Annotated in this window: 29 protein-coding genes; 22 read left to right on the top strand and 7 right to left on the bottom strand. The window is 72.1% G+C overall.

Annotation, left to right across the window (positions count from 1 at the left end; translation table 11 throughout):
- Nucleotides 1-94 precede the first annotated feature (94 nt).
- The 6 genes from AB0M92_RS05370 to AB0M92_RS05345 all read left to right on the top strand — a co-directional run bounded on the left by AB0M92_RS05370 (nucleotide 95) and on the right by AB0M92_RS05345 (nucleotide 4,966).
- A complete protein-coding gene (locus AB0M92_RS05370; protein ID WP_366100747.1) occupies nucleotides 95-874 on the top strand; it encodes a hypothetical protein in 780 nt (259 codons plus the stop codon).
- Nucleotides 871-1,695 carry a hypothetical protein gene (locus AB0M92_RS05365; protein ID WP_366100746.1) on the top strand — a complete coding sequence of 275 codons (825 nt, stop codon included), beginning with the start codon at nucleotides 871-873 and terminating at the stop codon, nucleotides 1,693-1,695. Before AB0M92_RS05370 ends, AB0M92_RS05365 begins: the two co-directional genes overlap by 4 nt.
- Nucleotides 1,692-2,612, top strand: a complete 921-nt coding sequence (locus AB0M92_RS05360; protein WP_366100745.1) for a hypothetical protein — start codon at nucleotides 1,692-1,694, stop codon at nucleotides 2,610-2,612. Before AB0M92_RS05365 ends, AB0M92_RS05360 begins: the two co-directional genes overlap by 4 nt.
- A 280-nt stretch (nucleotides 2,613-2,892) precedes the next feature.
- Nucleotides 2,893-3,465, top strand: coding sequence for an FABP family protein (locus tag AB0M92_RS05355; RefSeq protein WP_030718398.1), 573 nt, complete (start codon nucleotides 2,893-2,895; stop codon nucleotides 3,463-3,465).
- A gap of 66 nt (nucleotides 3,466-3,531) precedes the next feature.
- Nucleotides 3,532-3,987 carry a Fur family transcriptional regulator gene (locus AB0M92_RS05350; RefSeq protein ID WP_366100743.1) on the top strand — a complete coding sequence of 152 codons (456 nt, stop codon included), beginning with the start codon at nucleotides 3,532-3,534 and terminating at the stop codon, nucleotides 3,985-3,987.
- A gap of 10 nt (nucleotides 3,988-3,997) precedes the next feature.
- On the top strand, nucleotides 3,998-4,966 hold the full coding sequence (locus tag AB0M92_RS05345) for a folate-binding protein (RefSeq protein ID WP_366100742.1): 969 nt from the start codon (nucleotides 3,998-4,000) through the stop codon (nucleotides 4,964-4,966).
- Nucleotides 4,967-4,981: 15 nt separating this feature from the next.
- On the opposite strand, the gene dtd is transcribed toward AB0M92_RS05345, so the two are convergent.
- A complete protein-coding gene (gene dtd / locus AB0M92_RS05340; protein ID WP_366100741.1) occupies nucleotides 4,982-5,407 on the bottom strand; it encodes a D-aminoacyl-tRNA deacylase in 426 nt (141 codons plus the stop codon).
- A 162-nt stretch (nucleotides 5,408-5,569) separates the two neighbouring features.
- On the opposite strand from dtd, the gene AB0M92_RS05335 reads away from it, so the two are divergent.
- The 8 genes from AB0M92_RS05335 (at nucleotide 5,570) to AB0M92_RS05300 (ending at nucleotide 10,925) form a co-directional block, all read left to right on the top strand.
- On the top strand, nucleotides 5,570-6,205 hold the full coding sequence (locus AB0M92_RS05335) for an AmfC protein (RefSeq protein WP_366100740.1): 636 nt from the start codon (nucleotides 5,570-5,572) through the stop codon (nucleotides 6,203-6,205).
- 119 nt (nucleotides 6,206-6,324) lie between these two features.
- Nucleotides 6,325-7,569 (top strand): GNAT family N-acetyltransferase, encoded by a 1,245-nt coding sequence (locus tag AB0M92_RS05330; protein ID WP_366100739.1) that lies wholly within the window; start codon nucleotides 6,325-6,327, stop codon nucleotides 7,567-7,569.
- 18 nt (nucleotides 7,570-7,587) lie between these two features.
- The gene (locus AB0M92_RS05325) at nucleotides 7,588-8,364 is read left to right on the top strand and encodes a putative protein N(5)-glutamine methyltransferase (RefSeq protein WP_366100738.1); all 777 of its coding nucleotides are present in this window, start codon (nucleotides 7,588-7,590) and stop codon (nucleotides 8,362-8,364) included.
- A 128-nt stretch (nucleotides 8,365-8,492) separates the two neighbouring features.
- A complete protein-coding gene (locus AB0M92_RS05320; RefSeq protein WP_366100817.1) occupies nucleotides 8,493-8,918 on the top strand; it encodes a helix-turn-helix transcriptional regulator in 426 nt (141 codons plus the stop codon).
- A 10-nt stretch (nucleotides 8,919-8,928) separates the two neighbouring features.
- Complete coding sequence (locus tag AB0M92_RS05315) at nucleotides 8,929-9,348, top strand: VOC family protein (RefSeq protein WP_366100737.1); 420 nt, start codon at nucleotides 8,929-8,931, stop codon at nucleotides 9,346-9,348.
- 51 nt (nucleotides 9,349-9,399) lie between these two features.
- Nucleotides 9,400-9,828 carry a helix-turn-helix transcriptional regulator gene (locus AB0M92_RS05310; RefSeq protein WP_366100736.1) on the top strand — a complete coding sequence of 143 codons (429 nt, stop codon included), beginning with the start codon at nucleotides 9,400-9,402 and terminating at the stop codon, nucleotides 9,826-9,828.
- Between the two features lie 26 nt (nucleotides 9,829-9,854).
- Nucleotides 9,855-10,436, top strand: coding sequence for a hypothetical protein (locus AB0M92_RS05305; RefSeq protein WP_366100735.1), 582 nt, complete (start codon nucleotides 9,855-9,857; stop codon nucleotides 10,434-10,436).
- Between the two features lie 141 nt (nucleotides 10,437-10,577).
- Entirely contained in the window at nucleotides 10,578-10,925 is a 348-nt protein-coding gene (locus AB0M92_RS05300) for a DUF2516 family protein (RefSeq protein ID WP_366100734.1), read from the top strand.
- Between the two features lie 16 nt (nucleotides 10,926-10,941).
- On the opposite strand, the gene AB0M92_RS05295 is transcribed toward AB0M92_RS05300, so the two are convergent.
- From AB0M92_RS05295 to AB0M92_RS05285, 3 genes are all read right to left on the bottom strand, one after another.
- Nucleotides 10,942-12,243: a fused response regulator/phosphatase gene (locus tag AB0M92_RS05295; RefSeq protein ID WP_366100733.1), complete on the bottom strand. Its 1,302-nt coding sequence runs from the start codon at nucleotides 12,241-12,243 to the stop codon at nucleotides 10,942-10,944.
- Between the two features lie 233 nt (nucleotides 12,244-12,476).
- Complete coding sequence (locus AB0M92_RS05290) at nucleotides 12,477-13,535, bottom strand: NlpC/P60 family protein (RefSeq protein ID WP_366100732.1); 1,059 nt, start codon at nucleotides 13,533-13,535, stop codon at nucleotides 12,477-12,479.
- 226 nt (nucleotides 13,536-13,761) lie between these two features.
- Nucleotides 13,762-14,574, bottom strand: a complete 813-nt coding sequence (locus AB0M92_RS05285; RefSeq protein ID WP_366100731.1) for a class I SAM-dependent methyltransferase — start codon at nucleotides 14,572-14,574, stop codon at nucleotides 13,762-13,764.
- 279 nt (nucleotides 14,575-14,853) lie between these two features.
- Between AB0M92_RS05285 and mshA the strand changes: the two genes are divergently transcribed.
- Together mshA and AB0M92_RS05275 are read left to right on the top strand one after the other, a co-directional pair.
- The gene (mshA, locus tag AB0M92_RS05280) at nucleotides 14,854-16,224 is read left to right on the top strand and encodes a D-inositol-3-phosphate glycosyltransferase (protein WP_366100730.1); all 1,371 of its coding nucleotides are present in this window, start codon (nucleotides 14,854-14,856) and stop codon (nucleotides 16,222-16,224) included.
- Nucleotides 16,217-16,705, top strand: coding sequence for a YbjN domain-containing protein (locus AB0M92_RS05275; RefSeq protein ID WP_366100729.1), 489 nt, complete (start codon nucleotides 16,217-16,219; stop codon nucleotides 16,703-16,705). Before mshA ends, AB0M92_RS05275 begins: the two co-directional genes overlap by 8 nt.
- Before the next feature lie 25 nt (nucleotides 16,706-16,730).
- Here AB0M92_RS05275 and AB0M92_RS05270 read toward each other — a convergent pair whose 3' ends face one another.
- A complete protein-coding gene (locus AB0M92_RS05270; RefSeq protein ID WP_366100728.1) occupies nucleotides 16,731-18,026 on the bottom strand; it encodes an MFS transporter in 1,296 nt (431 codons plus the stop codon).
- A 163-nt stretch (nucleotides 18,027-18,189) separates the two neighbouring features.
- Between AB0M92_RS05270 and AB0M92_RS05265 the strand changes: the two genes are divergently transcribed.
- The 3 genes from AB0M92_RS05265 to AB0M92_RS05255 all read left to right on the top strand — a co-directional run bounded on the left by AB0M92_RS05265 (nucleotide 18,190) and on the right by AB0M92_RS05255 (nucleotide 21,589).
- Nucleotides 18,190-18,951 (top strand): phosphoglyceromutase, encoded by a 762-nt coding sequence (locus AB0M92_RS05265; protein ID WP_366100727.1) that lies wholly within the window; start codon nucleotides 18,190-18,192, stop codon nucleotides 18,949-18,951.
- Nucleotides 18,952-19,149: 198 nt separating this feature from the next.
- Complete coding sequence (locus tag AB0M92_RS05260) at nucleotides 19,150-20,409, top strand: PQQ-binding-like beta-propeller repeat protein (RefSeq protein WP_366100726.1); 1,260 nt, start codon at nucleotides 19,150-19,152, stop codon at nucleotides 20,407-20,409.
- 325 nt (nucleotides 20,410-20,734) lie between these two features.
- Nucleotides 20,735-21,589 carry a hypothetical protein gene (locus AB0M92_RS05255; RefSeq protein ID WP_366100725.1) on the top strand — a complete coding sequence of 285 codons (855 nt, stop codon included), beginning with the start codon at nucleotides 20,735-20,737 and terminating at the stop codon, nucleotides 21,587-21,589.
- 370 nt (nucleotides 21,590-21,959) lie between these two features.
- Here the strand turns inward: AB0M92_RS05255 and phoU are convergent, their stop codons facing one another.
- A complete protein-coding gene (phoU, locus tag AB0M92_RS05250) occupies nucleotides 21,960-22,637 on the bottom strand; it encodes a phosphate signaling complex protein PhoU (protein ID WP_030157050.1) in 678 nt (225 codons plus the stop codon).
- A gap of 216 nt (nucleotides 22,638-22,853) precedes the next feature.
- On the opposite strand from phoU, the gene AB0M92_RS05245 reads away from it, so the two are divergent.
- Both AB0M92_RS05245 and AB0M92_RS05240 read left to right on the top strand, forming a co-directional pair.
- Entirely contained in the window at nucleotides 22,854-24,074 is a 1,221-nt protein-coding gene (locus tag AB0M92_RS05245) for an ATP-binding protein (RefSeq protein ID WP_366100724.1), read from the top strand.
- A gap of 35 nt (nucleotides 24,075-24,109) precedes the next feature.
- The gene (locus AB0M92_RS05240; RefSeq protein WP_007265514.1) at nucleotides 24,110-24,790 is read left to right on the top strand and encodes a response regulator transcription factor; all 681 of its coding nucleotides are present in this window, start codon (nucleotides 24,110-24,112) and stop codon (nucleotides 24,788-24,790) included.
- 112 nt (nucleotides 24,791-24,902) lie between these two features.
- On the opposite strand, the gene AB0M92_RS05235 is transcribed toward AB0M92_RS05240, so the two are convergent.
- Complete coding sequence (locus AB0M92_RS05235; RefSeq protein ID WP_366100723.1) at nucleotides 24,903-25,583, bottom strand: DUF461 domain-containing protein; 681 nt, start codon at nucleotides 25,581-25,583, stop codon at nucleotides 24,903-24,905.
- Nucleotides 25,584-26,253: 670 nt separating this feature from the next.
- On the opposite strand from AB0M92_RS05235, the gene AB0M92_RS05230 reads away from it, so the two are divergent.
- The gene (locus tag AB0M92_RS05230) at nucleotides 26,254-26,736 is read left to right on the top strand and encodes a CarD family transcriptional regulator (protein WP_003953493.1); all 483 of its coding nucleotides are present in this window, start codon (nucleotides 26,254-26,256) and stop codon (nucleotides 26,734-26,736) included.
- The last annotated feature ends 228 nt before the right edge of the window (nucleotides 26,737-26,964 follow it).

Here is a 26,964-nt window from a genome sequence, read left to right as displayed (position 1 = left end):
TGATCAGCACGCGTACAACCACCCTCCTCTTGTACATGTCATGCGTGTGCACGGGTGACCACCCGATGCCCCATGTCCTTGTGGGGGGACTTCCTTGGAACACGCACAGACCAGCCCCGAGCAGTCGTCGGGGGAGGAGACCGCGACCGCCGCCGGCCGCCCGCGGGCCGGCCGCCGCACGGTCCTCCTGATCGCCGGCGCCGCCGTCCTCGGCGTGCTCGCGGGCACGGTCACCGGCTACGCGATCCAGTACCACCGCGAGCCCACGCCGCTGCCGCCGCTGGCGCAGCAGAAGATCGACCAGCCGAAGCCGCAGGCTCCGAACGAGTCCACGAGCGCGCGCTCGATCAATGCCAACCGCTGGTACAAGACGGACGACGACCTGGCCAAGACGCTGATCGAGGCTCCTTCCGGGGTGGAGGTCCGCTACCGGGGGGACGTGTCCCCGGACGCGTTCTCGGCGGACTTCTACGAAGAGCCGGGCGGCGGCCTCACCAGCCAGCTCAGGAACGACGTACGGCGGATCGCCGAGCTGAACTGGGCCCAGGACGACCGGAACTTCGTCGTGGTCCGGCTCTTCCAGTACAAGGACCGCTCCGGAGCCGACGCGTACCAGCACGCCCACCGCTACATGTCGGAGAAGGACCACGCGGGCAACGCGGGCAAGGACCTGCCCGGCGTGCCCGCCGAGTACGGACACCTGTGGGTGGACTCCGCGCAGCGCGAGAAGGAGGGCTACCTCCCGACGAAGTCGGCCCGGGTGGTCGCCCGGCGCGGGGACGTCGTCATGGAGATCAGCTACATGAACAACCGCGGAGCCATCGACGAGAACGACATCGTCGAGATCGCCAAGCGACAGTGGGAGCGGCTGTGAGCGACCCGCAGGACGCCGTCGTCGAAACGGCCCCCGCGGCCGCCCCCGGGGCGACTTTGGCCGCCGCGCCGCGGGCGCGCAGCCGCCGGACCGTGACCCTGGTCGCGGGCGGGCTCGCCGTCGCCCTCCTCGCCGGCGGGGCCCTCTGGGCGGCCGGCCGGATCGCCGGTGCCGACCGCACCGCGCCGACCCGCTACTGGATCGCGGCGGGCGTCGATCCCCTGCCCACCGATGCCCCGGATCCGGCCCCGACGGTGCCGCCGAACGAGCTGACGGGCAAGCTGCTGCCGATGCCGTCCGGCTTCGAACCCGGCCCCGACATCGCCGTGGACGGCAACGACTTCTACGTGTCCGGCGAGCGGGCGGTCCAGGCGCAGAAGGACGTGCGCTCCGGGCTCTCCGGCGACCAGCGGGCGGAGCGGGACAAGGCGCTGGCCGACCTGAAGCTCAAGGGCATGGCCGGACGCAGCTATTACGAGCGCCGAGAGAGCCGGGCGATGGAGATCCGCCTCACCCAGGCCGACCCCCAGGCCCTCGCGAAGTTCTCCGAGTTCAGCAAGAAGCTGCTGGAGCTGACCGGGGACGATCGCGACGCACCGAAGATCGAGGGCTTCCCCGACGCCAGGTGCGCGCTGCAGGCCCTCGGCAAGGCGAAGCTGGAAGAGCAGCACAAGATCGACACCATCGACTGCGTGGCCCTCCAGGGCGATGTGCTGGTGGCGTTCCGGATGTACGGGCCGAGGCCCTTCGCCGCGAACGAGGCCGCGGCCCTGTTCAAGCAGCAGCTGAGCCACCTGAAGTCCCCCGGGGAGTCCGTGTGACCGAGCAGAACACCGCCGACCCGGCCCCCGAGGCCGCCGTCCCGGCCGGCGAGCCGCGGGTCCAGGCACCGGCCCCGGATCCGGCCCCGGATCCGGCCCCCGCCCCCGCCGCGCCGAAGGACCGCCGCAAGCTGTACGCCGCGCTGCGCTGGACGGCCGCCGCGGCCGTCTTCGCCGCGGTCGCCTCGGGGGTCGCGTACGGGATCGCCGGGGCCGAGCGCACCGACGTCCCCGGCCTGTCCACCGAGAGCGACGGCCGCTGGACCTACCCGACCCTGTCCAAGCCCGCCCTGCCCGCCGGAGCCGCGCCGGCCGTCCCGGAGGGCAGCAGAGGAGCCGAGACGCACTACGCGCCGCTCACCGGCCTGCTGCTGCCGGCCCCCGAGGGCTCCGCGCCGGACGCCGGGCTCAAGGCCGACGCGAACCAGCTGGTCTCCGCCGACGCCTTCCTGGAGGAGTACGCCCCCGACGGCCGGGCGAAGCTGAAGACGGAGCTGGAGTACGAGGGGCTGCGCCAGATCGCCGCCCGCGGCTGGACCACCCCCGACGGGACGCGCACGCGCGTCTACCTGCTGCGCTTCCACGCCGCGGGCTTCGTGGACGCCTTCCACGGCTGCACCTACGACACGCGGCTGACCGGCGCCCCCGCCCTGGAGACGGACGCGGAATGGAGCGCCGTCAGGAGCAGCCAGCCCGTCGTCACGGACCAGCACGTCGCCGGGTATCCCGTCGGCCTCGGCAGCACCGACATCAGCCTGTACCAGGAGCCCCGCCCCGCGGGCGGCGACGAGCAGACCAGGCTCGGGTGCCTCCAGGCGGGTGACGTCCAGGCCGTGATCGTCCAGACCCGCAAGGGCGGGGTGGCCACCGTCCCCTTCCACCAGACGGTGATCCTGCAGAGCCAGCTGCTGAGCTGACCGATCACGGGCGGGAAAAGCCGTGCGGCCCACCTCGCGGAGTGCGCCGGTCCCCGGGCCAGTAGGCTTGGGGACCGGCCCCGTACACGCCCACATCACTCCGAGGAGCACCCCGTGCTTGAGGCAATCTTCACCTCCCTGCTGGTCCTGGTCTGCGTCGGCGTGCTCGCCTTCACCGGCCTCGCAGTGAAGAAGCTGTACCAGGGCCAGCGCTGATCATCCGATCGGCCGCCCTCCCGGACCCGGAACCCCTCCCCACAGATCGCCTGAGCAGCCACACATGATCCAGATCCCGTCCGACCTGAACCCGGGCCTCGTCCCCCTCGCCTTCCTCCTCGGTACCTGGGAGGGCGCGGGCGTCTTCGACTTCCCCGGTGAAGAGAAGTGCAACTTCGGCCAGGAAGTCGTCTTCAGCCACGACGGCCGGGACTTCCTGGAGTACACCTCCCACAGCTGGGTCCTCGATGCCGAGGGCAACAAGGTGCGGCCGCTGGAGTCGGAGTCCGGCTACTGGCGCATCGACAAGGACCGCAAGGTCGAGATCGTCATGGTCCGAGACCAGGGCGTCGTCGAGGTCTGGTACGGCGAGCTCGCCGACCAGAAGCCGCAGATCGACCTGGCCACGGACGCCGTGGCCCGGACCGCGGCCTCGGGCCCGTACAGCGGCGGCAAGCGGCTCTACGGCTACGTGAAGAGCGACCTCATGTGGGTCGGCGAGAAGGCCACCCCGGACGTCGAGCTGCGCCCGTACATGTCGGCCCAGCTCAAGAAGGTCGTCACCCCGGAAGAGGTCGCCGAGATGGCGCGCAACCTCCCGGACATGCCGGACGACGGCATCGCCTTCTTCCGCTGACAGATCGTCCACGATCGGGACCGCGGGCTCGGCCCGCGGTCCCCTTCGCGCGCTTACACTGGCCGGGTGGGGAGCATCGGAGACACCGAGAGTGCCGACTGGAAGAGCGACCTGCGGCAGCGCGGATACCGGCTGACCCCGCAGCGCCAGCTCGTGCTGGAAGCGGTCGACAGCCTGGAGCACGCGACGCCGGACGAGATCCTCGCCCAGGTGCGCAAGACCGCCTCCGGGGTCAACATCTCCACCGTCTACCGCACGCTGGAGCTCCTGGAGGAGCTCAAGCTGGTCTCGCACGCCCACCTCGGGCACGGGGCCCCCACGTACCACCTCGCCGACCGGCACCACCACATCCACCTGGTCTGCCGCGAGTGCACCGGCGTGATCGAGGCGGACGTGGACATCGCCGCCGAGTTCACCGCCAAGCTGCGCGCCACCTTCGGTTTCGAGACCGACATGAAGCACTTCGCGATCTTCGGACTCTGCAAGAAGTGCGCCGCCAAGGAGCAGGACGCCCCGTCGTAGGCTTGGTGGCATGACCAGCAGCCCCTTGCTCCATCTCCCCGGCGCCGTACCCGCCGAAGGCCGCGACGAGGGCGTCGCCGCCCACTACGGAGAGCTGTACGGCGAACAGCGCGCGCTCGCCGACGGCCGCGGTTTCGTCGACCTCTCGCACCGCGGAGTCGTCACCGTCACCGGACCGGAGCGGCTGAGCTGGCTGCACCTGCTGCTCACCCAGCACCTGACGGAACTTCCGCCCGGGCAGGCCACCGAGGCGCTGATCCTCTCCGCCAACGGCCACATCGAGCACGCGCTCTACCTCGTCGACGACGGCGAGACCGTGTGGGCGCACGTGGAGCCCGGCACGCAGGAGGCGCTGATCGCCTACCTGGAGTCGATGAAGTTCTTCTACCGCGTCGAAGTCGCCGACCGCACCGCCGACTTCGCCGTGGTCCACCTGCCGGCCGGCTCCATCGCCGAGGTCGCCGAGGAGCACCCCGTACGGGAGACCCCGTACGGCCGCGACGTCTTCGTGCCCCGTGCCGGGCTGGAGGCCTTCGCGGCCTCGCACGCCCCGGCCGCCGGGCTCCTCGCGTACGAGGCGCTGCGCGTCGAGGCGCACCGGCCGCGGCTCGGCCAGGAGACCGACCACCGCACCATCCCGCACGAGCTGGGCTGGATCGGCACCGCCGTGCACCTCCAGAAGGGGTGCTACCGCGGCCAGGAGACGGTGGCCCGCGTCCACAACCTGGGCAAGCCCCCGCGCCGCCTGGTCTTCCTGCACCTGGACGGCTCCGAGGTGCTCCTGCCGGCGCACGGCACGCCGATCCGGCTCGCCGCCGACGGGGAGGAGGGCCGCCAGCTGGGCTTCGTGACCACCGCGGTCCGCCACCACGAGCTCGGCCCGATCGCGCTCGCGCTGGTCAAGCGGAACGTGCCGGTCGACGCCCCGCTGCTGGCCGGCAACACGGCCGCCGCGCAGGAGGTCGTCGTGGCGCCGTGAGGGCGCCGGCGCGTCTCAGACGTCGATGACGATGGTGAACGGGCCGTGGTTGGTCAGCGAGACGCGCATGTCCGCGCCGAACCGGCCCGTCTCCACCGTCGCCCCCAGCGCCCGCAGCTGTGCGACGACCTCGTCGACCAGCGGCTCGGCGACCTCGCCGGGCGCCGCCGCGTTCCAGGTGGGGCGCCGCCCCTTTCGGGCGTCCCCGTAGAGCGTGAACTGGGAGATCACCAGCAGCGGAGCGTTCACGTCGCTGCAGGACTTCTCCGCCTCCAGGATCCGTACGGACCACAGCTTGCGCGCCAGCTGCGCCGCCTTCTGCGGGGTGTCGTCGTGGGTCACCCCCACCAGCACGCACAGCCCCTCGCCGACGATCTCGCCCACGGTCTCGCCGGCCACGACGACGCTCGCGCCGTCCACCCTCTGCACCACTGCTCGCATGCCACCTGTGTACCAGGCGTGCACCCATCAGGGGCCGATCGGGTGGAGTGGGACTGCACCCGCACCACGGAGAGTGGCACGATGCACGCAGGCGGTGCTTCCCTCCGGTCCCATGGGCCGGGAGAGACCCCATGCACCGGTCGAGGGGACGGACACGTTCACATGAATACTTCTGGTACCTCCGTACCTGCTTCACCCGTACCGGCATCATCCGCGGCCACTTCGACGGGCAGCGCGGTCCGACCGCCCGCGCAGCGCACGGGCGGGGAGCAGGCGCCGACCACGTCCGCCACCGCGCTCGCCGCCGGCCCCGCCACCGCGCTCGGGCTGCCGGAGCTGCGTACGCTGCGCCGCGACGCGCAGCGCGACGAGGCCGACCTGAGCTACGTGCGCAGACTCCTCCAGGGCCGGATCGACATCCTGCGTGCCGAACTGGCCCGGCGCAGCGACCCGGAGGCGCCGGTGACCCCGGAGCCGCCGGTGGTGGACCGGCTTTCGGAGATCCTCGCCGACGCGCCCTCCAGCCGCAGCGCCTCCGCCCGGCACGTCACGCTGTGCACCCCGCACAGCGAGGAGTTCCGGCTGCTGGCGGCGGAGATGCTGTCGGACGTGGAGCTGTCGGACCTGGTGGCCCGGACCGACGGCGAACTGCACGACGCCATGGCCCGGTTGGTGCGGTACGAACAGCAGGTCTCGCGGCGCAGGCAGCAGTTGCAGCGCACGGCGGACGACTGCAGCGCGGAGATCACCCGGCGCTACCGGGAGGGCGAGGCCCAGGTGGACGACCTGCTGGCGTAACCGGCCGGCGTGCCGGGCGCAGGCGGCCAAGGCCCGACCGCGCGGCGCCGCCCGGCGGACGTACGGGAGCGGATAATTCGCGCGACCGCGGCCGGGGGCGGCGGTTAGCGTGGCCGGTTATGAGTGCTGACGTGCGGTCGATCGCCGAATCCGAACTCCCCGAGTGGCTCGGAGCCGTGAACAGCGGCTTCCTGCGCCCCGAACGCCTCACCGATTCCGAAATCGCCCAGCGGGCCAAGCACACCGACTTCACCCGCACGCTGGGTGCCTTCGACGCCTCCACCGGCCGCTGCGTGGCCACCTTCCGCTCCTTCGCCCAAGAGCTGACCGTCCCGGGCGGGGCGAGCGTGCCCGCGAGCGCCGTCACCAACGTCACCGTCCTGCCCACGCACCGCCGCCGCGGTCTGCTGACCCGGATGATGGCCACCGAGCTGGCGGCCGCACGCGAGCGCGGCGACGTCGTGTCCACGCTCATCGCCGCCGAGTACCCGATCTACGGGCGGTACGGGTACGGGCCCGCCGCCCCGATCGCCGAGTGGGAGATCGACGTGAGCCGCACCGGGCTCGACACCCGCCGGCCGGTACCCGCGGACGGCGGCCGGATCGAGCTGGTGGACGCGGCTGGGGCGCGCGCGGTCGGCCCCGAGCTGCACGAGCGGCTGCGGGCGCTCACGCCCGGAACGGTCAACCGCACCGCGCGCTGGTGGAGAGTGGCCACCGGGCTGGAGGAGTTGGCTTCCCGCCCGTACAAGGAGCAGTTCTACGCCGTGTACCGGACGGCGGAGGGTGAGCCGGCCGGCCTCGCCGCGTACGTGTCCGACGCGCACTGGACGGACGCGAAGGTCCCGCTCAACACCGTGCAGGTCAAGGACCTGATCGCGGTCACTGCCCAGGCGCAGCGCGCGCTGTGGCACTTCCTGTGCTCGATCGACTGGGTCATGAAGGTCCGCACCGGCTACCGGGCCCCCGACGACCTCGTCGCGCAGCTTCTGCCCGATCCGCGCGCGGCCGCGATCGTGACGGCCTCGGACTTCCTGTGGGTGCGCGTGCTGGACGTCGTACGGGCGCTGGGCTCGCGGACGTACGCCGTGCCAGGAGTGCTCGTCCTGGAGGTGGCCGACCCGGCGGGTCCGGCCGCCGGGCGCTACCGTCTGGACGCGGGCACGGGGGAGTGCACGGTCACGGAGGAGCCGGCCGACCTGCGGCTCGACGCGTCGGCGCTGGGTTCGCTGTACCTCGGCGACGAGTCGGCGGTACGGCTCGGGGCGCTCGGGCGGATCGCGCAGGAGCGGCCGGGGGCGCTGGCGCTCGCGGACGCGGTGTTCCGTACGGCGCGCCGCCCGTGGTGCCCGGACGTCTTCTAAGAGGGATTGAATGAGGGATTGAATCCAGTGACTTCGATTGTCGAGACCCTGCGCGCGGCGGGCTGCGTCTTCGCGGAGGAGGAGGCGGAGCTGCTGACGGCCGCCGCGCAGGACGACGGGCACCTGGCGGACCTGGTGGCCCGCCGGGCGGGCGGTGAACCGCTGGAACACGTCGTCGGGTGGGCGCGGTTCTGCGGGCTGCGCATGCGCGTGGGCGCGGGGGCGTTCGTACCGCGGCGGCGCACCGAGTTCCTGGTGCAGGAGGCGGTGGCCCTGGGCCGCCCGGACGCGGTCGTACTGGACCTGTGCTGCGGGGTCGGCGCGCTGGGCGCGGCGGTGGCGGCGCAGCTGGGCGCCCGGGTGGAGCTGCACGCGGCGGACATCGACCCGGCGGCGCTGGAGTACGCGCGGCTGAACGTGGCCCCGTACGGCGGGCGGGTCCACGAGGGCGATCTGTACGCGGCGCTGCCCGACTCGCTGCGGGGGCGGGTGGACCTGCTGCTGGTCAACGCCCCGTACGTGCCGACCGAGGAGATCGGGCTGCTCCCGTCGGAGGCCCGTGACCACGAGCCGCTGACCTCGCTGGACGGCGGCCCGGACGGCCTGGACATCCACCGGCGGGTGGCGGCGGGGGCCCTGCCGTGGCTGGCCCCGGGCGGCCGCCTGCTGATCGAGACGAGCGCCCGCCAGTCCCCGCGTACGGCCTCGGCGCTGTCGGCGGCGGGCCTGGCGGTCCGCGCGGCCTCCTCGGAGGAACTGCACGCGACGCTGGCCATCGGGACGCGGGCGGCCTAAGGGGCGCCGAGGGCCCGCGTACGGACAACCGGACGTCGTCGCACACGAGTTGCCGGGGGCCGGGTGGGGGCGCGTACGCTGGCGGGGTGACGCTCGACGACCTCAGACGCCTGCGGCGGGCCCGGGACATGATGGACCGCGAGTACGCGCGGCCCCTCGATGTCGCCGAGCTGGCGGGCGTCGCCCTGATGTCGGCGGGGCACTTCTCGCGCAGCTTCCGGGCCGCCTTCGGAGAGACCCCGTACAGCTACCTCATGACCCGGCGCGTGGAGCGGGCGAAGGCGCTGCTGCGGCGGGGGGACCTGAGCGTCACGGAGGTCTGCTTCGAGGTCGGCTGTACCTCGCTGGGGTCCTTCAGCTCCCGTTTCACCGAGCTGGTCGGCGAGAGCCCGAGCGCGTACCGTGCCCGCGGCCACGAGCCCGGCGCGGCCATTCCGGCGTGCGTCGCCAAGATCCTCACGCGGCCGGTCAGGAACGGCCCGGCCACGAGCGGGCCCGCCGAGGGCGGCGGTGCCGAGAGCGGTCCGGAAGCGGAATCCGCCGCCCGCGCTTAGCGTCGGTCGCATGGAAATCAAGCTGTCCCAGTGCTTCATCGCGGTCGACGACCACGACAAGGCGCTCGCCTTCTACCGCGACGCCCTCGGCCTTGAGGTCCGCAATGACGTGGCGTTCGAGGGGATGCGCTGGGTGACCGTCGGCTCGCCGGCGCAGCCGGACGTGGAGATCGTCCTGGAACCCCCGGCCGCGAACCCGAACGCCGCACCCGCCGACCGGCAGGCGATGGCCGAACTGCTCGCCAAGGGCATGCTGCGCGGCGTGATCTTCTCGACCGACGACGTGGACGCCGCTTTCGAGCGCATCCGCGCCGCGGGCGCCGAGGTCCTCCAGGAGCCGGCCGACCAGCCGTACGGAGTCCGCGACTGCGCCTTTCGCGATCCGGCGGGCAACATGCTCCGCTTCAACCAGCCCCGCGCCCGTGGGTGATTTTGCAAGCAGCTGCTTGCAATAGTTAGCAAGGTGCGGCAGGATCGGGGCATGGCATCGCTCAACGTCGGAAATCTCGGCGAATACCTCCGCGAGCAGCGGCGGCAGGCCCAGCTCTCGCTGCGGCAGCTGGCCGACGCGGCGGGGGTGTCGAATCCGTACCTGAGCCAGATCGAGCGCGGGCTGCGCAAGCCGAGCGCGGACATCCTCCAGCAGCTGGCCAAGGCGCTGCGGATCTCCGCGGAGACGCTGTACGTGCAGGCCGGGATCCTCGACGAGCGCGATCGCGACGAGGTCGAGACGCGGGCCGTCATACTCGGCGACCCGTCCATCAACGAGCGGCAGAAGCAGGTGCTGCTCCAGATCTACGACTCGTTCCGCAAGGAGAACGCGGCCGAGGCCGACGAGGCCGACCCGGCCGACCCGGCCGATCCGTCCGCCCCGTCCGGCGGGGACGACGCGATGCACCCTACGAACTGAACTGTGATCCGGGAGGACCAGCCACCATGGCCATCGCCGATGACCTGAAGAAGACCCTCACCGACCCGACGCCGCTCTACTTCGCCGCCGGTACCGCCGACCTCGCGGTGCAGCAGGCCAAGAAGGTGCCCGGGCTCATCGAGCAGCTGCGCGCCGAGGCCCCCGCGCGCATCGAGGCCGTGAAGAACACCGACCCGAAGATCGTGCAGGAGAAGGCGCGCGAGGCGCAGGAGGCCGTCACCTCCAAGTTCGCCGAGGTGCTGACCGCCATCGACCCGAAGAAGCTCGGGGAGACCGCGCAGGACCTGGCGCTGCGCGGGGTCGGCGTCGCCGCCGAGTACGCGGTGCGCGCCAAGGAGACGTACGACAAGGTCGCGGAGCACGGCGAGCAGGCCGTGCGGACCTGGCGCGGCGAGGTCTCCGAGGAGATCGTCGACATCGCGGTCGCCGTCGAGCCGAAGTCGGAGCAGGAGCAGGCGTCGGAGCAGCCGGCGCAGGAGCCCGTCGCCGCCGATTCCGCGGCCGAGGACAAGCCCGCCGCCCGGCGCGTCACGGCGCGCAAGAACAACGTGAAGAAGGCCACCGTCGCCGCCGGCGACGAGGGCTGATCCCGAACGGGATGCGAATGCAGTGATGGCGGGCCGGGCACCAGTGGGGTGTCCGGCCCGTTGTTGTTTGAGAGAGCCGTCCTGCCGGTAGCGTGGAGGCAGGCGGCATCGGGCGTGCGAGCGTGAGAAGGCGGTCAGGCGATGTTGATGAACGGGTTCGATAACGGAGTGCTTCCGTTGCTCGGGTTCGCCATGCTGGCACTCGCCGTCGTGGCCTTCGTCTTCGCGCTGCTGGCGCGCGAGGACGCGTACCGCGCCGCCGACAAGCAGAGCAAGACCTTCTGGCTGGTCATCCTCGGGGTCACCGTGCTGGTGGACTTCTTCCTGGGGATGCTGTTCCTGGAGATCGCCGGCCTGGTGGCCACCATCGTGTTCTTCGTCGACGTGCGCCCGGCCCTCAAGCAGGTCTCGGGCGGCGGCCGGGGCGGCCGGCGCAGCGGCGGGAGCAGCAGCGACGGTCCGTACGGCCCGTACAACGGCGGGCGCTGACCGCGGGCCCGACCCGTCAGGACGCGTTGCGCGAGAGCATCACCACGGCCACGTCGTCGGTGAGCTCGCCGCCGTTGAGGCGGCGGGCCTCGGTGACGGAGGCCTCCAGCAGGCCCTCGCCGGTCAGACCGCGGTCGAGGTGCCGGTTGATCATCTCGACCATCCCGTCCTGGCCCAGCCGTTCCTTGCCCTCGCCGATGCGGCCCTCGATCAGCCCGTCGGTGTAGAGCATCAGGCTCCAGGTGCCGCCCAGCTCGACCTGGCGGCGCGGCCAGCGGGCCTTGGGCAGCAGGCCGAGCGCCGGGCCGCTGTTCTCGTACGGGAGGAGCTGTGCGCGGCGGCCCGGCCGGGATATCAGCGGGGCCGGATGGCCGGCCAGGCACAGGCCGGCGCGGCGGCCGTCGGGGGAGATGTCCACCGTGCACAGGGTCGCGAAGATCTCGTCGTTGGGCCGCTCCACCTCCAGGACCTCCTGGAGGGTCGACAGCAGGTCGTCGCCGCACAGCCCGGCCAGGGTCAGGGCGCGCCAGGCGATGCGGAGCTCGACGCCGAGGGCGGCCTCGTCGGGGCCGTGGCCGCAGACGTCGCCGATCATGGCGTGGACGGTGCCGTCGGGGGTGCGGACGGTGTCGTAGAAGTCCCCGCCGAGCAGCGCGCGGCTGCGGCCGGGGCGGTAGCGGGCGGCGAAGCGGAGGTCGGAGCCTTCGAGGAGGGGGTTGGGGAGCAGCCCCCGCTCCAGGCGGGCGTTCTCCTGGGCCCGAAGTTTCGATTCTGCGAGCTTGTACTGGGCGATGTCCGCCCGTTTTCTCTCCACGGCGTAGCGGATGGCCCGGCTCAGCAGCCGGCCGTCGAGCTCGTCGCGGAAGAGGAAGTCCTGCGCTCCGACCCGGACGGCCTCGGCGGCGCGCTCGGCGTCGGCCTCGGCGGTGAGGACGAGGACGGCGTGGCGGGGCGCGATCCGGAGCACCTCGCGCAGGGTGTCCAGCTGGTCGACGACCGCGGTGCGCGTGCCGCCCGCCGTGGTGGTTCCGCCGGCGGGCAGGGAGAGGTCGAGCAGGATGCAGTGCACGTCGTGGGTGAGCAGGCGCGCGGCCTCGGTGAGGTTGCGGGCGGTGCGGAGCCGGATGCGGTGCCGGTCGGCGTCGAGGATCTCGGGGACGGTGAGCCCGCCCCCGGGGTCGTCCTCGATCACCAGCAGGGTCAGGGACGCCTGGGGTGCGGTGGCGTGCGCGGCGGGGAGGTGCGCGGCTGCCGGCGGGTTTGCCTGAGCGCTCTCCGTGGCGGGGGTGTCCCTCTGCCGCGGTACGGGTACGGCCATCGTCTCCGGTTCCTTCCCTCCCCCCGAGGGTGCGTCCGCCAGACCCTAGCGGGCGGTGGCCGTGGAGCGGAATGCCGCTCCGGGCCAGGGCCGCCGTCATATGCCGTTATCGCGGGGGAAAGTCCGCCTCACTGAGTGCCCACTGAATGAGAAACGTCACGGGGACGGCGATCGCCGTCCCGCCCACCGAGACGCCGCCGGGCCCCGCCGGGTTCCCTCGCGGCGGGCCGCCGTCACGCGTCGGGGCGGACCACTGCCTTGATCGGCATCGAGCCGGCGCCGGCCAGGGTGACGTTGCGGCCCGGGCGGGGGGCGTGGATCATCGCGCCGTCGCCCACGTACATCCCGACGTGGCTCGCGTCGTCGAAGTAGATGATCAGGTCACCCGGCCGCATGTCCTTGATCGCGACCTTCGGCAGCAGCCGCAGCTGCTCCTGCGAGGTGCGCGGGATGCCCTTGCCCGCCGCCCGCCAGGCCTGCGAGGTGAGGCCCGAGCAGTCGAAGGAGTCCGGGCCCTCGGCGCCCCACACGTACGGCTTGCCCATCTGCCCCGTGGCGTACTGGACCGCCTTCTTCCCCGACTCCGACGCCGAGCTGTTGATCTCCTTCAGCACGCCCGTCGACAGCCAGGCGGTCTGCGCCTTGTACTGCGCTTCCTGCTCCAGCTGGATCAGCCGGGCCTTCTCCTCGGCCTCCAGCTTGCTCTCCAGCGACTCCGCCGACTTGATCTTCTCCTCGATCTGCTTCTTCGAGTTCTCCTGCTTGATCCGGTTGGCTTCGAGCTTCTCCCACTGCGCGCTCGCGTCCTTCGCGTACTGCTGCAAGTCGCTCTGCGTGCGGTTCATTTCGGACAGCAGGTCGGTGGTCGCCTTCTCGCCCTGGCGGATCCGGTCCGCCCCGTCGAGGAACTGGCTCGGGGTGCCGCTCAGCGCCAGCCGCGCGCCGGCCGGCATCCCGCCCGAGCGGTACTGGGCGCGCGCGGCGGCCCCCGCGCGGTTCTTCAGGGCCGTGATCCGGTCCTGGCCCGCCACGACCTGCTTCGCGATCTCGACGATCTTGGCGGACTGCGCCTTGGCCTCGCCCTCCGCGAGGTTGTACGCGTCCGTCGCCGTGCCCGCCTGGCGGTACAGCTCGTCGATCTCCTCGCGCACCTGCTCAAGGGACTTGGCGCCCGGCGCGGGCACCGGCGCCGCCTGGGCCGCGCCCGTCATGGCCGACACCGCCAGCAGCGCCGTCGCACACAGCAGCGTGAGAGCGGACGCGCCCCGCCGCCTTCGCTCCACGGTCCCCATGGTCCCCCCAAGGTGCCCCGAGTCGGATCCGGTGTCAGATCTGACTATTCATCAGTAACTTTGCCCTGCCTTCGGGATGGTGCCACGAGCGGGTGAATTCCAACACCCTCACGCGGGCCGTCCCGATCTTGCCTGCGGTCCGGGATCCTGCCCCAACCAGTCCCCCACACCCGTCCCCGACGACTCAACGGGCCACCCCGGCGACCGGTTCCCCGCCGCGCCACATTCACCCCGCCGGGCGCAACGCCTCCCAGCGCACCGTCAGTTCCCCCTGCCGCCACCGCCCGGGCCCGTCCGCCAGCGGCCAGTCCGCGGCCAGCGCCCGCGCCGTCCGGATCCAGCGCTGCCGCGCCCCGTACGAGGCGTACGGAGCCGCCGCCGCCCACGCCCGGTCGAAGTCGCGCAGGAACGCGTGCACCGGTTCCCCCGGCACGTTGCGGTGGATCAGCGCCTTCGGCAGCCGCTCCGCCAGGTCCGAAGGGCGCTCCAGGGAGCCCAGCCGGGTGGCGAAGGTCACCGTGCGCGCCCCCTCGGGCCCGAGCGCCACCCACACGTGCCGCCGCCCGATCTCGTCACAGGTGCCCTCGACGAGCAGCCCGTCCGGGGCCAGCCGGGCGCACAGCCGCTCCCACACCGCCGCGACCTGCTCCTCGTCGTACTGGCGCAGTACGTTCGCCGCGCGGATCAGCGCCGGGCGGACCCCGCCCTCCAGCGGCACCTCGAACCCGCCGTGCCGGAAGCTGAGCCCCTCCCGCTCGTACGGCTTCGCCCCCGCGACCCGCGCCGGCTCGATCTCGATGCCGACCACGCGCACCCGCGGCGCCGCCTCCCGCAGCCGGGCCAGCAACTCCACCGCCGTCCACGGCGCGGCCCCGTAGCCGAGGTCCACCGCGACCGGGGCGTCCGAGCGCCGCAGCACCGGCCCGTGCGTGGCCGCGATCCAGCGGTCCATTCGGCGCAGCCGGTTCGGATTCGTCGTCCCGCGCGTCACCGTGCCCACGGGGCGGCGCGGGGGCGGGGCAGCGGCGCGGGAGGACATGCGCAGAGGGTAAGCGGAGGGCACCCACCTGACGGAATCCGTCCCGCGGCCAGGCCCCCGATCCAAACGCCGCGGAAAAATGCGCGCTTCCCCGGAATGCGGGACGCGGCCGTCCGGGTTGCACTCCTTGAAGGGCGCCCCGTGCGCTCCTTCCGGCATGCCCTGTCCGTGTCCTGTCCGCGCCCCGCACGGTGCTCCACCCGCTTCACCCGCTCCACCCGCTTCACCCGATCCACCGTGCGCCGTCCGAGTGTCGTCCGAGCGAGAGGAACTGCTCCCTTGAGCCAGTACGTGTCCCGCCTCGGCGGCCGCATCGCCGCAGCCCGCGGCACCCGTCTCGACCCGCCCCGGCTGCGCCTGCCGGCCGTCGGCCACCACCGCAGGCCGCGCCGCGTGGCCATGCTCAGCGTGCACACCTCACCGCTGCACCAGCCCGGCACCGGCGACGCCGGCGGCATGAACGTCTACATCGTCGAGCTGGCCAAGCGCCTCGCCGCGATCAACATCGAGGTCGAGGTCTTCACCCGCGCCACCGAGGGCGGTCTGCCGCCCGTGGTCGAGCTGGCCCCGGGCGTCCTCGTACGGCACGTGGACGCGGGCCCGTACGAGGGCCTCGCCAAGGAGGAGCTCCCGGCCCAGCTGTGCGCCTTCACCCACGGCGTCATGCAGGCCTGGGCCGGCCACCGGCCCGGCTACTACGACCTCGTCCACTCCCACTACTGGCTCTCCGGCCACGTGGGCTGGCTCGCCGCCGAGCGCTGGGGCGTCCCCCTCGTCCACGCCATGCACACCATGGCCAAGGTGAAGAACGCCGCGCTCGCCGCGGGCGACACCCCCGAGCCCGCCGCCCGCGTCATCGGCGAGACCCAGATCGTGTCCGCGGCCGACCGGCTCATCGCGAACACCACCGAAGAGGCGGACGAGCTCGTCCGCCACTACGAGGCCGACCCCGGCAAGGTGGCCGTCGTGCACCCCGGCGTGAACCTCGACCGCTTCACCGCCGGCGACGGCCGGGCCGCCGCCCGCGCCCGCCTCGGCCTTCCCCAGGACGCCGTGATCCCGCTCTTCGCGGGCCGGATCCAGCCGCTCAAGGCCCCCGACATCCTGCTGCGCGCGGTCGCCGAGCTCGTCGACCGGGACCCGACGCTGCGCCGGCGCCTGTTCGTCCCGGTCGTCGGCGGGCCCAGCGGCAGCGGGCTCGCCAAGCCGGAGGGGCTGCAGAAGCTGGCCGCGAAGCTGGGCATCGCCGACATCGTCCACTTCCACCCGCCGGTCCGCCAGGACGCGCTCGCCGACTGGTTCCGGGCGGCGTCCGTGCTGGTCATGCCCTCGTACAACGAGTCCTTCGGACTCGTCGCGATCGAGGCCCAGGCCACCGGCACGCCCGTACTGGCCGCCGCGGTCGGCGGGCTGCCCGTCGCCGTCAACGACGGGGTGACGGGGATCCTCGTACCCGGGCACGACCCGGTGGACTACGCCCGCGAGCTGCGGCGCTTCGTGGACGAGCCGGGGCTCGCGGACCGGATGGGCGCCGAGGCGGCGCGGCACGCGCAGTTCTTCGGCTGGGACACGGCGGCGAGCGGTACGGCGGACGTGTACACCGCGGCCATGCATGATCACCGCCGTCGCGTACGCTCCCACCATGGCTGACACCGCCGCGATCATCGAGAGCACGCTGACCGAGGCCGAACTGGGCTGGGAGAGCCCCGAGCCCGGCTCCTACGTCGTCCGGCTCCCCGGCACGCGCAAGCTGTCCACGACCTGCTCGTTGCGGGTCGGCCGGCACTCCCTGTCGGTCAACGCCTTCGTGATCCGCCACCCCGACGAGAACGAGGCGGGCGTCCACCGCTGGCTGCTGGAACGCAACCTCAAGCTGTACGGGATGGCCTACGCGGTCGACCCGCTCGGCGACGTCTACCTGACGGCCCGGCTCCCGCTGTCGGTCATCACCCCCGAGGACCTGGACCGGCTGCTCGGCACGGTCCTGGAGGCGGCGGACGGCGCGTTCAACACCCTGTTGGAGCTGGGTTTCGCGGGCGCGATCCGGCGCGAATACGAGTGGCGCGTCTCGCGCGGCGAGCCGACGCGCAACCTGGACGCCTTCAAGCACCTGACGCAGCCGTCGTCCTGACCGCGTACGGGAGCGGACCCGCCGCCTACGCCTCGGCGACGGCCGCGACCGGGGCCGGGGCGGCTGTGGCGGCCGGGGCGGCCGACGCCGTGACCACCGACCCGGAGCCGGGCTCGCTCCCGGCGAGGTTGCGCATCAGCAGCCAGTACCCGAGGGCCGCCACCGTGCCCAGCACGGCCACGGCGGCCCAGAGCCATCCCGCACCCCACCGGTCGATCATGAAACCGGCCATCAGCGGTGCCACCAGCGAGGCCACCGCCCAGGACATCGTGTACATGCCCTGGTAACGCCCGCGCCCGTGCAGCGGGGAGAGCCGGGCGACCAGGCCCATCTGGGTCGGCGAGTTGATGATCTCGGCCAGCGTCCACACGAGGACCGTCAGCCCCAGGCTCCACACCGACCCGGCGAAGGCCGTCAGCCCGAACCCGTACCCGGCCAGCAGCGCGGAGACCACCAGCAGCTTCTGCGGGTCGCCCTTCTCGATGAAACGGGTGACCGGGATCTGCACCAGCACGATCAGCACCCCGTTCACGGCGCAGACCATGCCGTAGTCCGCGGTCGAGAACCCGCCCGCCCCCATCGCCAGCGGCAGTCCGAACGCCCCCTGCGTGAAGATCAGCGAGATCAGGAACGACAGCCCGACCACGCCCATGAAGCGCCCGTCCCTCAGCACCGTCCCGAGCCCGATCTCCGGTTCGGCCACGGCCCGCTCCGCGGCGGTCCGCTCCGGCCGCGACTCCGGCAGCTTCACGAACACCAGCACCGCGCAGAGCAGCGTGAGCGCGGCCTCGCCGAGGAAGCCGGCCAGGTAGCTGTACTCGGCGACGAAGCCCGCCACCGTCGCCGAGACGGCGAAGCCGAGGTTGATCGCCCAGTAGTTCAGCGCGAAGGCCCGGACCCGGTCCTCCGGGCGGACGATGTCCGCCATCATCGCCTGCACCGCCGGGCGCGAGGCGTTCGAGGTCATGCCGACCAGCAGCGCCACCGCCGCGATCGCCGCCGGGTGCTCCATGAAGCCGAGCAGCGCCACCGAGAACGCCGTCGAGGCCTGGGCCGCCAGCATCGTGGGGCGCCGGCCGAGGCGGTCGGTCATCACGCCCGCACCGAGCGAGGAGACGACCCCGCCGAGCCCGTGCAGGGCGACCACGAGTCCCGCGAAGGAGGCCGAATAGCCCCGGTCCACGGTCAGGTACAAGGTCATGAACGTGGCGACGAAAGCCCCGAGCCTGTTCACCAGGGTGCTGGTCCACAGCCACCAGAACTCGCGGGGGAGGCCGGCCACGCTCTCGCGCGCCGCCCGTCTGAGACTGGCGACCGACATAACGGATTCCCCCCGGTGGTGTAAGCGTCTCTCCTGCTCAACGCACCGTACGGGTGGGGGATCGGCGAAGGCCACCGGATTGACGCGCACCGTCAATCCACGGCTCGTGGGCGGCCGTGGACACGCGCGCGGGCGCCCCCGCGCGTCCATTAGGCTCGTACGCATGGCCGACGCACCGTACAAGCTGATCCTCCTCCGCCACGGCGAGAGCGAGTGGAACGCGAAGAACCTGTTCACCGGCTGGGTGGACGTCAATCTCAACGAGAAGGGCGAGAAGGAGGCAGTCCGCGGTGGCGAACTCCTGAAGGACGCCGACCTCCTCCCCGACGTGCTCCACACGTCCCTCCAGAAGCGCGCGATCCGCACCGCCCAGCTCGCGCTGGAGGCCGCCGACCGCCACTGGATCCCGGTCCACCGCTCCTGGCGCCTGAACGAGCGCCACTACGGTGCGCTCCAGGGCAAGGACAAGGCCCAGACGCTCGCCGAGTTCGGCGAGGAGCAGTTCATGCTGTGGCGCCGCTCGTACGACACCCCGCCGCCGGCCCTTGAGGACGGTACGGAGTTCTCGCAGTCCGAGGACCCGCGCTACGCGACGATCCCGCCGGAGCTGCGCCCGAAGACGGAGTGCCTGAAGGACGTCGTCGTCCGCATGCTCCCGTACTGGTACGACGGCATCGTCCCGGACCTCCTCGCGGGCCGCACGGTCCTGGTCGCCGCGCACGGCAACTCGCTGCGCGCGCTGGTCAAGCACCTGGACGGCATCTCCGACGCCGACATCGCGGGCCTGAACATCCCGACCGGCATCCCGCTCGCCTACGAGCTGGACGCCGAGTTCAAGCCCCTCAAGCCGGGCGGCACCTACCTCGACCCGGCCGCCGCGGCCGCCGCCATCGAGGCCGTCAAGAACCAGGGCAAGAAGAAGTAAGAAAAGCGATCATGCCCCTGACCTGCGCACACGGCGCAGATCGGGGGCATTCGTTTGCCCCGGGCCCACTGTGGGCCCGCACCGGGGGGCCCGTCCGGGCGCAGAGCAACATCCCGTGGCAGTGAGGCCCTTCCGCCTCCGCTGCGGGGTGGCCGGAGAACTTGCCGATCTCAGGAAATCCCAGCCGCTAAGGTCTTCGTGATCACGAAGACCTTAGCGGCTGGGGGAGAAATGGGACGGGCGGGCAGAACGAAACGGTGGGCCACAGCTGCGGTGGGGCTGGCGCTGGCGTCAACGGCGCTGGCCGCCTGTGGAGACGGCGGCTCATCGGATGCGAAGGCGCCGGGCAAGTCGGCCGGACAGTCCCCGGCGGCTTCCGCGAAGCCGAGCCGTCCGGCTTTCGACCCGCCCGTGCGCTTCGAGGGGTCCGCGGTCGAACTACCGGATGCCAAGCAGCCGAGTACGGCGAGCGGGGACGCGACACGGCCCGCGGTCACGCTTGCCGACGGGATTGCCTACGTCACCGCCGAGGAGGGGCTGGAGGCGATCGACACCCAGACCGGTGACCTGCGGTGGGAGTCGACGACGAAGCACCCCGCGGCGAAGGGCGGGTTCGGAAGCGACCGTGCCGCTCCCCTCGTGTCGGCTGACGGCAAGACCGTGTACGCCGCTTGGGGCAGGAACGTGAAGGGCGAAGGCACAACGCCTGACCGGGACGCCATCGAGGTGGAGGCCGTTGAGACGGCTACCGGCAAGACGGCGTGGTCGGCCGAGGTCGCTGTCGGTGCCTCCTCGGTCACGGCGCCGCGGATCATCGGAGTCGATGCCACCACAGCGCTCGTCGCCGCGGCCGGCACCACGTATGCCGTCTACCCCTCCACGGGCGCCCTCCGCTGGAAGAAGGCCCAGTTCAGCGCGGTGACCCTGGCCGACGGTGTCGTTGCAGGCGGCGAGAGCACGGGGTACGGCGAAGGCAGGCTGCTGGGACTTGCCGCGGTCACGGGCGAACAGCGGTGGACCCTGGCGGAGGCGAAGGAGCCGGCAGCAGCCGCGTCGCGGCTGCTGAGCGCAACCGTCGCCGACAAGACACTCGTCGTGGACGCGGTCACCGGCGAGCAGCGAGCGGCGCTCGTCGGCAAGGGCTGGCGGTGCCGCCATGACGCACAGTCCCTGGTCTTGTGCTCCAGGTACGGCTACGGGGAGGCCGAGCGCGGGATCACCGTGTTCGACGCCGCTTCCGTGCAGCAGCGATGGACGCTGCCGGGTGGCTCCGGACGGAAGGTGCCGAAGGTCAGCGGATTCTGGCACGGCGCCGTGTACGGGGAAGTCGGCGACGAGTCGATCGTCCTGGACGGCGCGACGGGACAGGACCGACAGACGTCAGCCGGCGCGGCGCCGTACGAAATCGATCGGTACGGCGGTCTGGTGGGAACGAAGTTCCATCCCGCCGCGGGCTGACCCCGATACGACAAGAACGCCACCGTCCACCTCGCCGGAATCCACCCCGCTGCCCTCTCCGGTTACCGGCTACCGGCTCTGCGGACGCTGGTTCGCGCTGCACGGCGCAGGTCAGGGGCTTGGTCGTTTCGGGTTCGGCCCGGCGCACCGGCCGCGGACCCTGAACGCTCGGGTGGACCAAGCGCTCACCTGCGCGGGCCAAGCACCGGGCTTCCGGGGTGCGGGGCACCGGGGTTGCGGGTCCGATGGGCTCGCGGGCCGACCGGTCCCGCACCCCTCGTCCTCCGCGCGAGCCTCGGCCCGCCGCGGGGAAGGAACTCGCTCCGTGAACCAGAAGCCCGTTTCCCAGCGCTCCCGCGCCCCCCGCCGGATGCTCCTCGCCTCCGCCCTCGCCGCGGTGGCGCTCTCCGGCCAGCTGCTCATCACGGCACCCGGCGCACTCGCGTACGACGGCCCCCACGGCGGGGGCGACCGGCCCAAGCCCAAGGAGCCGCAGGCGCCCACCGTCATCCACGGCCTGCGGGACTTCACCGCGGACGGGTTCTTCACGGCGCCCGAGGGCGTCACCTCGGTGCACGTCCAGGCCTGGGGCGCCGGTGGTGGCGGAGGCGGCGGAGGCGGCGGTGCGAGCGCGACGCTGACCGGTACGGGGGGCACCGGCGGTGGCGGCGGAGCCGGCGGGTTCACCTGGTGCGTCATCAAGGTGAAGCCGGGCCAGAGCTACACGGTGGACGTCGGCTCCGGCGGCGGCGCCGGTACGGCCGGACCCGGTGGTCCCGTCGGCGGCAACCCCGGACAGGCGGGAGGCACCGGCGGAACCGGCAGCGCGACGACGCTGACCTCCTCGGGCGGCATCCAGCTCAGCGCCTCGGGCGGCACCGGCGGTGGCGGCGGCGGTGGTGGTGGTACGGCCGCGGCGGGCACCCCGGGTCCGGGCGGCACCGGCGGCACGGGCACCTGCAGCAGCGCCGACGTGACGAACCGCACCGGTGCGAACGGTCGCAGCGGCGACCAGGGCGGGGCCGGCGGAGCCGCCGTCGACGGCATCGTGCAGCTCCCGGCGACGAACACCGGCGCGGGCGGCGACGGCGGCACCGGCGGTGCGGGCGGCGGCGCCCCCGGTACCGCGGGTGACCCCGGCGGCGTGGGCGGCAACGGCTACCTCGTCGTGTTCTGGTAGGACCGGCAGCCGGAACCGGCAAAGGCGTGAGACCCCCTGGTCGCGGACTCCGCGGGCAGGGGGCCTCTCCTTGCGCCTGGTGCCGTGACGGCCGGGCCGCCGAGCCGGTTCGGCGGGGTCAGCCGCCGCACTGGCAGGGCGCGCCGGATTGGCAGCCGCAGCCGCAGCCCGAGCCGCAACCGCAGGCCGCGAGCAGCGGGAGCCGCAGGGGTTCGGACCGTGGCTGTGGCTGCTCGTGCTCGGGTGTGATGGGGACGGGGGAATCGGGCATGGATCCTCCTCGCAGGCGGCGTGCGTGGCGTCGTACTGCCTTCGCCTCATTCATGCCCAGCCGCACGGGCGCGTCAACGGCGCACTGGAGCAGAACGGCTCAGACCCCGTCGACCACCGTCGGCGCCTGCAGCTCGTCCGCGTGCTCGCCCGTCACCAGGTAGACCACGCGCTTGGCCACCGACACGGCGTGGTCCGCGAAGCGCTCGTAGTAGCGGCCCAGCAGGGTCACGTCCACCGCGGTCTCGATGCCGTGCTTCCAGCGGTCGTCCATCAGGTGCTGGAAGAGCGTGCGGTGCAGCTGGTCCATCTCGTCGTCGTCCTGCTCCAGCTGGAGGGCCAGGTCGACGTCCTTCGTGATGATGACCTCGGCGGCCTTCGCCATCAGGCGCTGCGCCAGCTGACCCATCTCCAGGATGGTGGCGTGCAGGTCCCGCGGTACGGCGGTGTCCGGGAAGCGCAGCCGGGCCAGCTTCGCCACGTGCTGGGCCAGGTCGCCCGAGCGCTCCAGGTCGGCCGACATGCGCAGCGAGGTCACCACGATGCGCAGGTCGGTGGCGACCGGCTGCTGGCGGGCCAGCAGCGCGATGGCGCGGGCCTCCAGGTCGTGCTGGAGGTCGTCCACCTTCTGGTCGGCGGCGATGACGCTCTCGGCGAGCTTCAGGTCGGCGTCGAGCATGGACGTCGTGGCCCGCCCGATCGCGGAACCGACGAGCCGGGCCATCTCGACCAGGCCTTCCCCGATGGAGTCCAGTTCCTCGTGGTACGCGTCACGCATGGCTTGTCCCTCTCTTGCCTACTGCCTCTGCTGCCCGTGTGGGACGGGCCGGGGCGGCCTCGTGCCCCCACGTTGACACGGTGGGCGCCGAACGCGTCCGACTTCGGCACCACAAGTGAATCAACCCCGTCGTCACGGTGAACTCTGGGCGACGACTGTTCGAGGTGCCACCCGAACGGCTGTGGAAGTGCCGTCGGGCCTGCTTAACCTTGAGGCATGGACGTGAACGCGGCGGTCGCCGCAGCTGCAGCGATCGCCGGTCTTTGCACCGGTGTGATCGCGATGCTGGCGTTCCGCTGGAGCGAGCGCGACCAGGCCCGCCCCACCCGGAGCTCCATGCGCCCCGACATCAACGCGGTGCTCCCGCCCGGCGTGGACACCGTCCTCTCCGTGCTCCGCTCCTCCGCCGTCGTACTCGACGAGGGCGACGCGGTGGTCAAGGCCAGCTCGGCCGCCTACGCCCTCGGACTCGTACGCGGCGGCAAACTGGCCGTCGAGCCCATGCTCCACATGGCCCGCGACACCCGCCGCGACGGGGAGATACGCCAGGTCGAGCTCGACCTGCCCCGGCGCGGCACCGGCCGCGGCGAGGCCCTCGCGGTCTCGGCGCGCGTCGCCCCGCTCGGCTCCCGGCTGGTCCTGCTGCTGGTCGAGGACCTCACCGAGGCCCGCCGCATCGAGGCCGTGCGGCGCGACTTCGTCGCGAACGTCTCGCACGAGCTGAAGACGCCGGTCGGAGCCATCTCCCTGCTGTCCGAGGCCGTCATGGACGCCTCGGACGACCCCGAGGCGGTCAGCCGCTTCGCGGGCCGCATGCAGATCGAGGCCACCCGCCTGATCAACCTCGTACAGGAGCTCATCGACCTCTCCCGGGTGCAGAACGACGACCCGCTGGAGGACGCGGAGCCCGTGCGGGTGGACACGCTGGTGGCCGAGGCCATCGACCGCTGCCGCCACACGGCGTCCTCCAAGCAGATCACCATGGCCGCGGGCGGCACCGCCGACCTGCGCGTCTGGGGCCACCGCGGCCAGCTGGCGGCGGCCCTCGGGAACCTGGTCGAGAACGCCGTCAACTACAGCCCCGCCCGCACCCGCGTCGGCATAGCCGGACGCAAGGTCGCGGCACCTGGGGGAGACTTGATCGAGATCGCCGTGACCGACCAGGGCATCGGCATCCCGGAAAAGGACCGCGAGCGCATCTTCGAGCGCTTCTACCGCGTGGACCCGGCCCGCTCCCGTGCCACGGGAGGAACCGGCCTCGGCCTTGCGATCGTGAAGCACGTAGCGGCCTCGCACGGCGGGGAGGTGTCCGTCTGGAGCTCGGAGGGTCAGGGCTCCACGTTCACCCTGCGCCTGCCGGAAGCAGCCGCCCCGGCACCCGCGAGCGCCCCGGCCGCGGAGCCCGCCCCCGCACCGAGCCACCCCACCCCTGCCTGAACAGAACCAGCCATTCCTGCCCCGGAGGTCCTTCCGTGACCCGAGTGCTCGTCGTCGAGGATGAGGAATCCTTCAGCGACGCCCTGTCCTACATGCTCCGCAAGGAGGGCTTCGAGGTCGCCATCGCCGCGACCGGGCCCGACGGGCTCGACGAGTTCGAGCGCAACGGCGCCGACCTCGTCCTCCTCGACCTGATGCTCCCCGGCCTGCCCGGCACGGAGGTCTGCCGGCAGCTGCGCGGCCGCTCCAACGTGCCCGTCATCATGGTGACCGCCAAGGACAGCGAGATCGACAAGGTCGTCGGGCTGGAGATAGGAGCCGACGACTACGTCACCAAGCCCTTCTCCTCGCGGGAGCTGGTCGCCCGCATCCGCGCGGTCCTGCGCCGCCGCGGCGAGCCGGAGGAGGTCACCCCGGCCGCGCTGGAGGCCGGCCCCGTACGGATGGACGTCGACCGCCACGTGGTCACCGTCGCCGGAGCCAAGGTGGACCTCCCGCTGAAGGAGTTCGACCTGCTGGAGATGCTGCTGCGCAACGCGGGCCGCGTCCTGACCCGCATGCAGCTGATCGACCGGGTCTGGGGCGCCGACTACGTCGGCGACACCAAGACCCTGGACGTCCACGTCAAGCGCCTGCGCGCCAAGATCGAGCCCGACCCGGGAGCCCCGCGCTACCTGGTCACGGTCCGCGGCCTGGGCTACAAGTTCGAGCCGTAAACCGCCGCCGCCCCGCCCCGCCCCGCCCCGCCCCGCCCGGCGCGGGCGGGCAGACGAAAAGGGCCCCGTCCGCTTCTGCGGACGGGGCCCTTTCGCGCGTGTTGCCGCAGGCTCAGTGGCCGGCGCTGTGCGAGGGGGAGCTCGACGGGGACCCCGAGGCCGTTCCCGCCGGGGCGCCGGAAGCGGCGCCCGAGGCTGTCGTGGCCGGGGAGCCGGACGGGCTGCCCGAGGGGGCGCCGGAGGCGCTGCCCGACGGCGTGGCGCCGGGGGCGGCGATCGGGGCCTCGGTCGGGCCGAAGCCCGCGTACATGCCCGTGCCCGGGACGACGAAGGCGGCGATCTCCACGTCACCCGCATTGCTCAGCTGGAAGACGAGCGGCTGCGCGTTGCCGGTCTGCACGGCCTCGCCGCCCTCGATCACGGCGGAGGCGTTGCCCTTGCCGCCCAGCACGATCGAACCGCCGGCCGGCACGGTGACCTTGGACGTGCCCTCGGCCGGCTTCAGCACGACCTTGGACTTGCCACCCACGAGGGTGATGGCGTCAAGGGTCTGCGGCTTGATGCCGGTGTTGAAGAGCGTCGCGGAGACGGCGGCCGGGCCCTTCTTCTCCTTCTCGCCCTGGGTGATCACCAGTGCGTTCTGGATCTTGATGTTGCCCTTGGTGACGGCGGCGTTGTCCGGCTTGATCTGGAGCGTCTCCGCGTTGTTGCCTGCACCGCAAGCGGCCAGCGAGGCGATCGAGAACACGATGGCGGTGGCGGCGAGGGCGCCGCGTCGAAGGCTGCGGCTCACGGCGGCGGCAACTCCTTGGACGTACGGAACGGAAGGGTGGGCAGTCTCAGAGCGGCCGAGGTAAAGCCGTCCTAAGGGTGTGTCAGCGCGCTTAGGTTACCGAGCCGCCGCCCCGCCCCCGCACCCGACCCTCCGCAGCGCACGGGCCACCCTGCACCGACCCCGCGATCTTGCATTCACCCCGCTGTCCGCCCCGCTGTTCGCCCCGCGCTTCGGCGCGCCCTTCCGCCGCCGTTCCCCGTCCTTGCGCTTCGTGCTTCCCGTGCCGTTCATCTGCCGATCATGTGCCTCCCGCATATCTCCCGCACGACCCCCGGTGATCAATTCCGGGATTCCTTCGAACACCCCTCCGTGATCAATTCCGGATTGGGCCTGAACCGCTCCGTACGGGTGGTCGCCAGTCGAACGGAGTAGTTCGGTTTCCCGGCTTCGAAACCGGCAAAACGGGACGTACGTCACACTCTCGGGGTGGGTGGCCGGGTGTGGCGTGGCCGTTTCGCCCGGTCCGCACAGCACCTCCGACCTGCGAATACCCCCCTCCGGAACCCCTTCGCAGCACGTTCGTGTCGCTGTTGTCAAGCCCCGAGATGTGCCCTGACCTGCGAAAACGCCATTCATAACAGTCAGTTCTCGTGTTACCCTGGATAGCCACGGAAGGGGTACCTGTCACATGACGTTCAAGGTTGGCGACACCGTGGTCTATCCCCATCACGGGGCCGCGCTGATCGAGGCCATCGAAACTCGCCAGATCAAAGGCGTGGACAAGACCTACTTGGTGCTCAAGGTCGCCCAGGGCGACCTGACGGTTCGTGTGCCTGCGGACAATGCGGAGTTCGTCGGCGTTCGCGACGTAGTCGGCCAGGACGGGCTGGACCGGGTCTTCGAGGTGCTTCGTGCACCGTATGCCGAAGAGCCGACGAACTGGTCCCGGCGCTACAAGGCAAATCTGGAAAAGCTCGCTTCTGGCGATGTCATCAAGGTCGCCGAAGTGGTGCGTGACCTGTGGCGTCGTGAGCGTGAGCGCGGGCTTTCCGCGGGCGAGAAGCGCATGCTCGCGAAGGCGCGCCAGATCCTGGTGAGCGAGCTCGCGCTCGCGGAGAACACCAACGAGGACAAGGCGGAGGCCCTCCTCGACGAGGTCCTCGCGTCCTGACGCGAGAAGTCCTTCACACAGTTGTGCCGCGGTGCCCGATGACAAGCCCTCTCCTCCACGAGAGGGCTGTTGCCGGGCGCTGCGGCATGTCTGTACCCACACCTTTGCTGCACTTTTCCCACCGGCGTGCCGGGTCCTGAAGCCTGCCCGACCAGCCTGCTCGACCGGTCGTCACGGAAGGGGCGAGGGCGTCGCACCCGGCACCCTTCAGGCCATACCCATGTCGGC

It is taken from the genome of Streptomyces sp. NPDC051582, assembly GCF_040681715.1.
Lineage (GTDB): Bacteria > Actinomycetota > Actinomycetes > Streptomycetales > Streptomycetaceae > Streptomyces.
The sequence above is the reverse complement of the archived record's forward strand: the minus strand, read 5'-3'. Positions and strand labels throughout refer to the sequence as shown.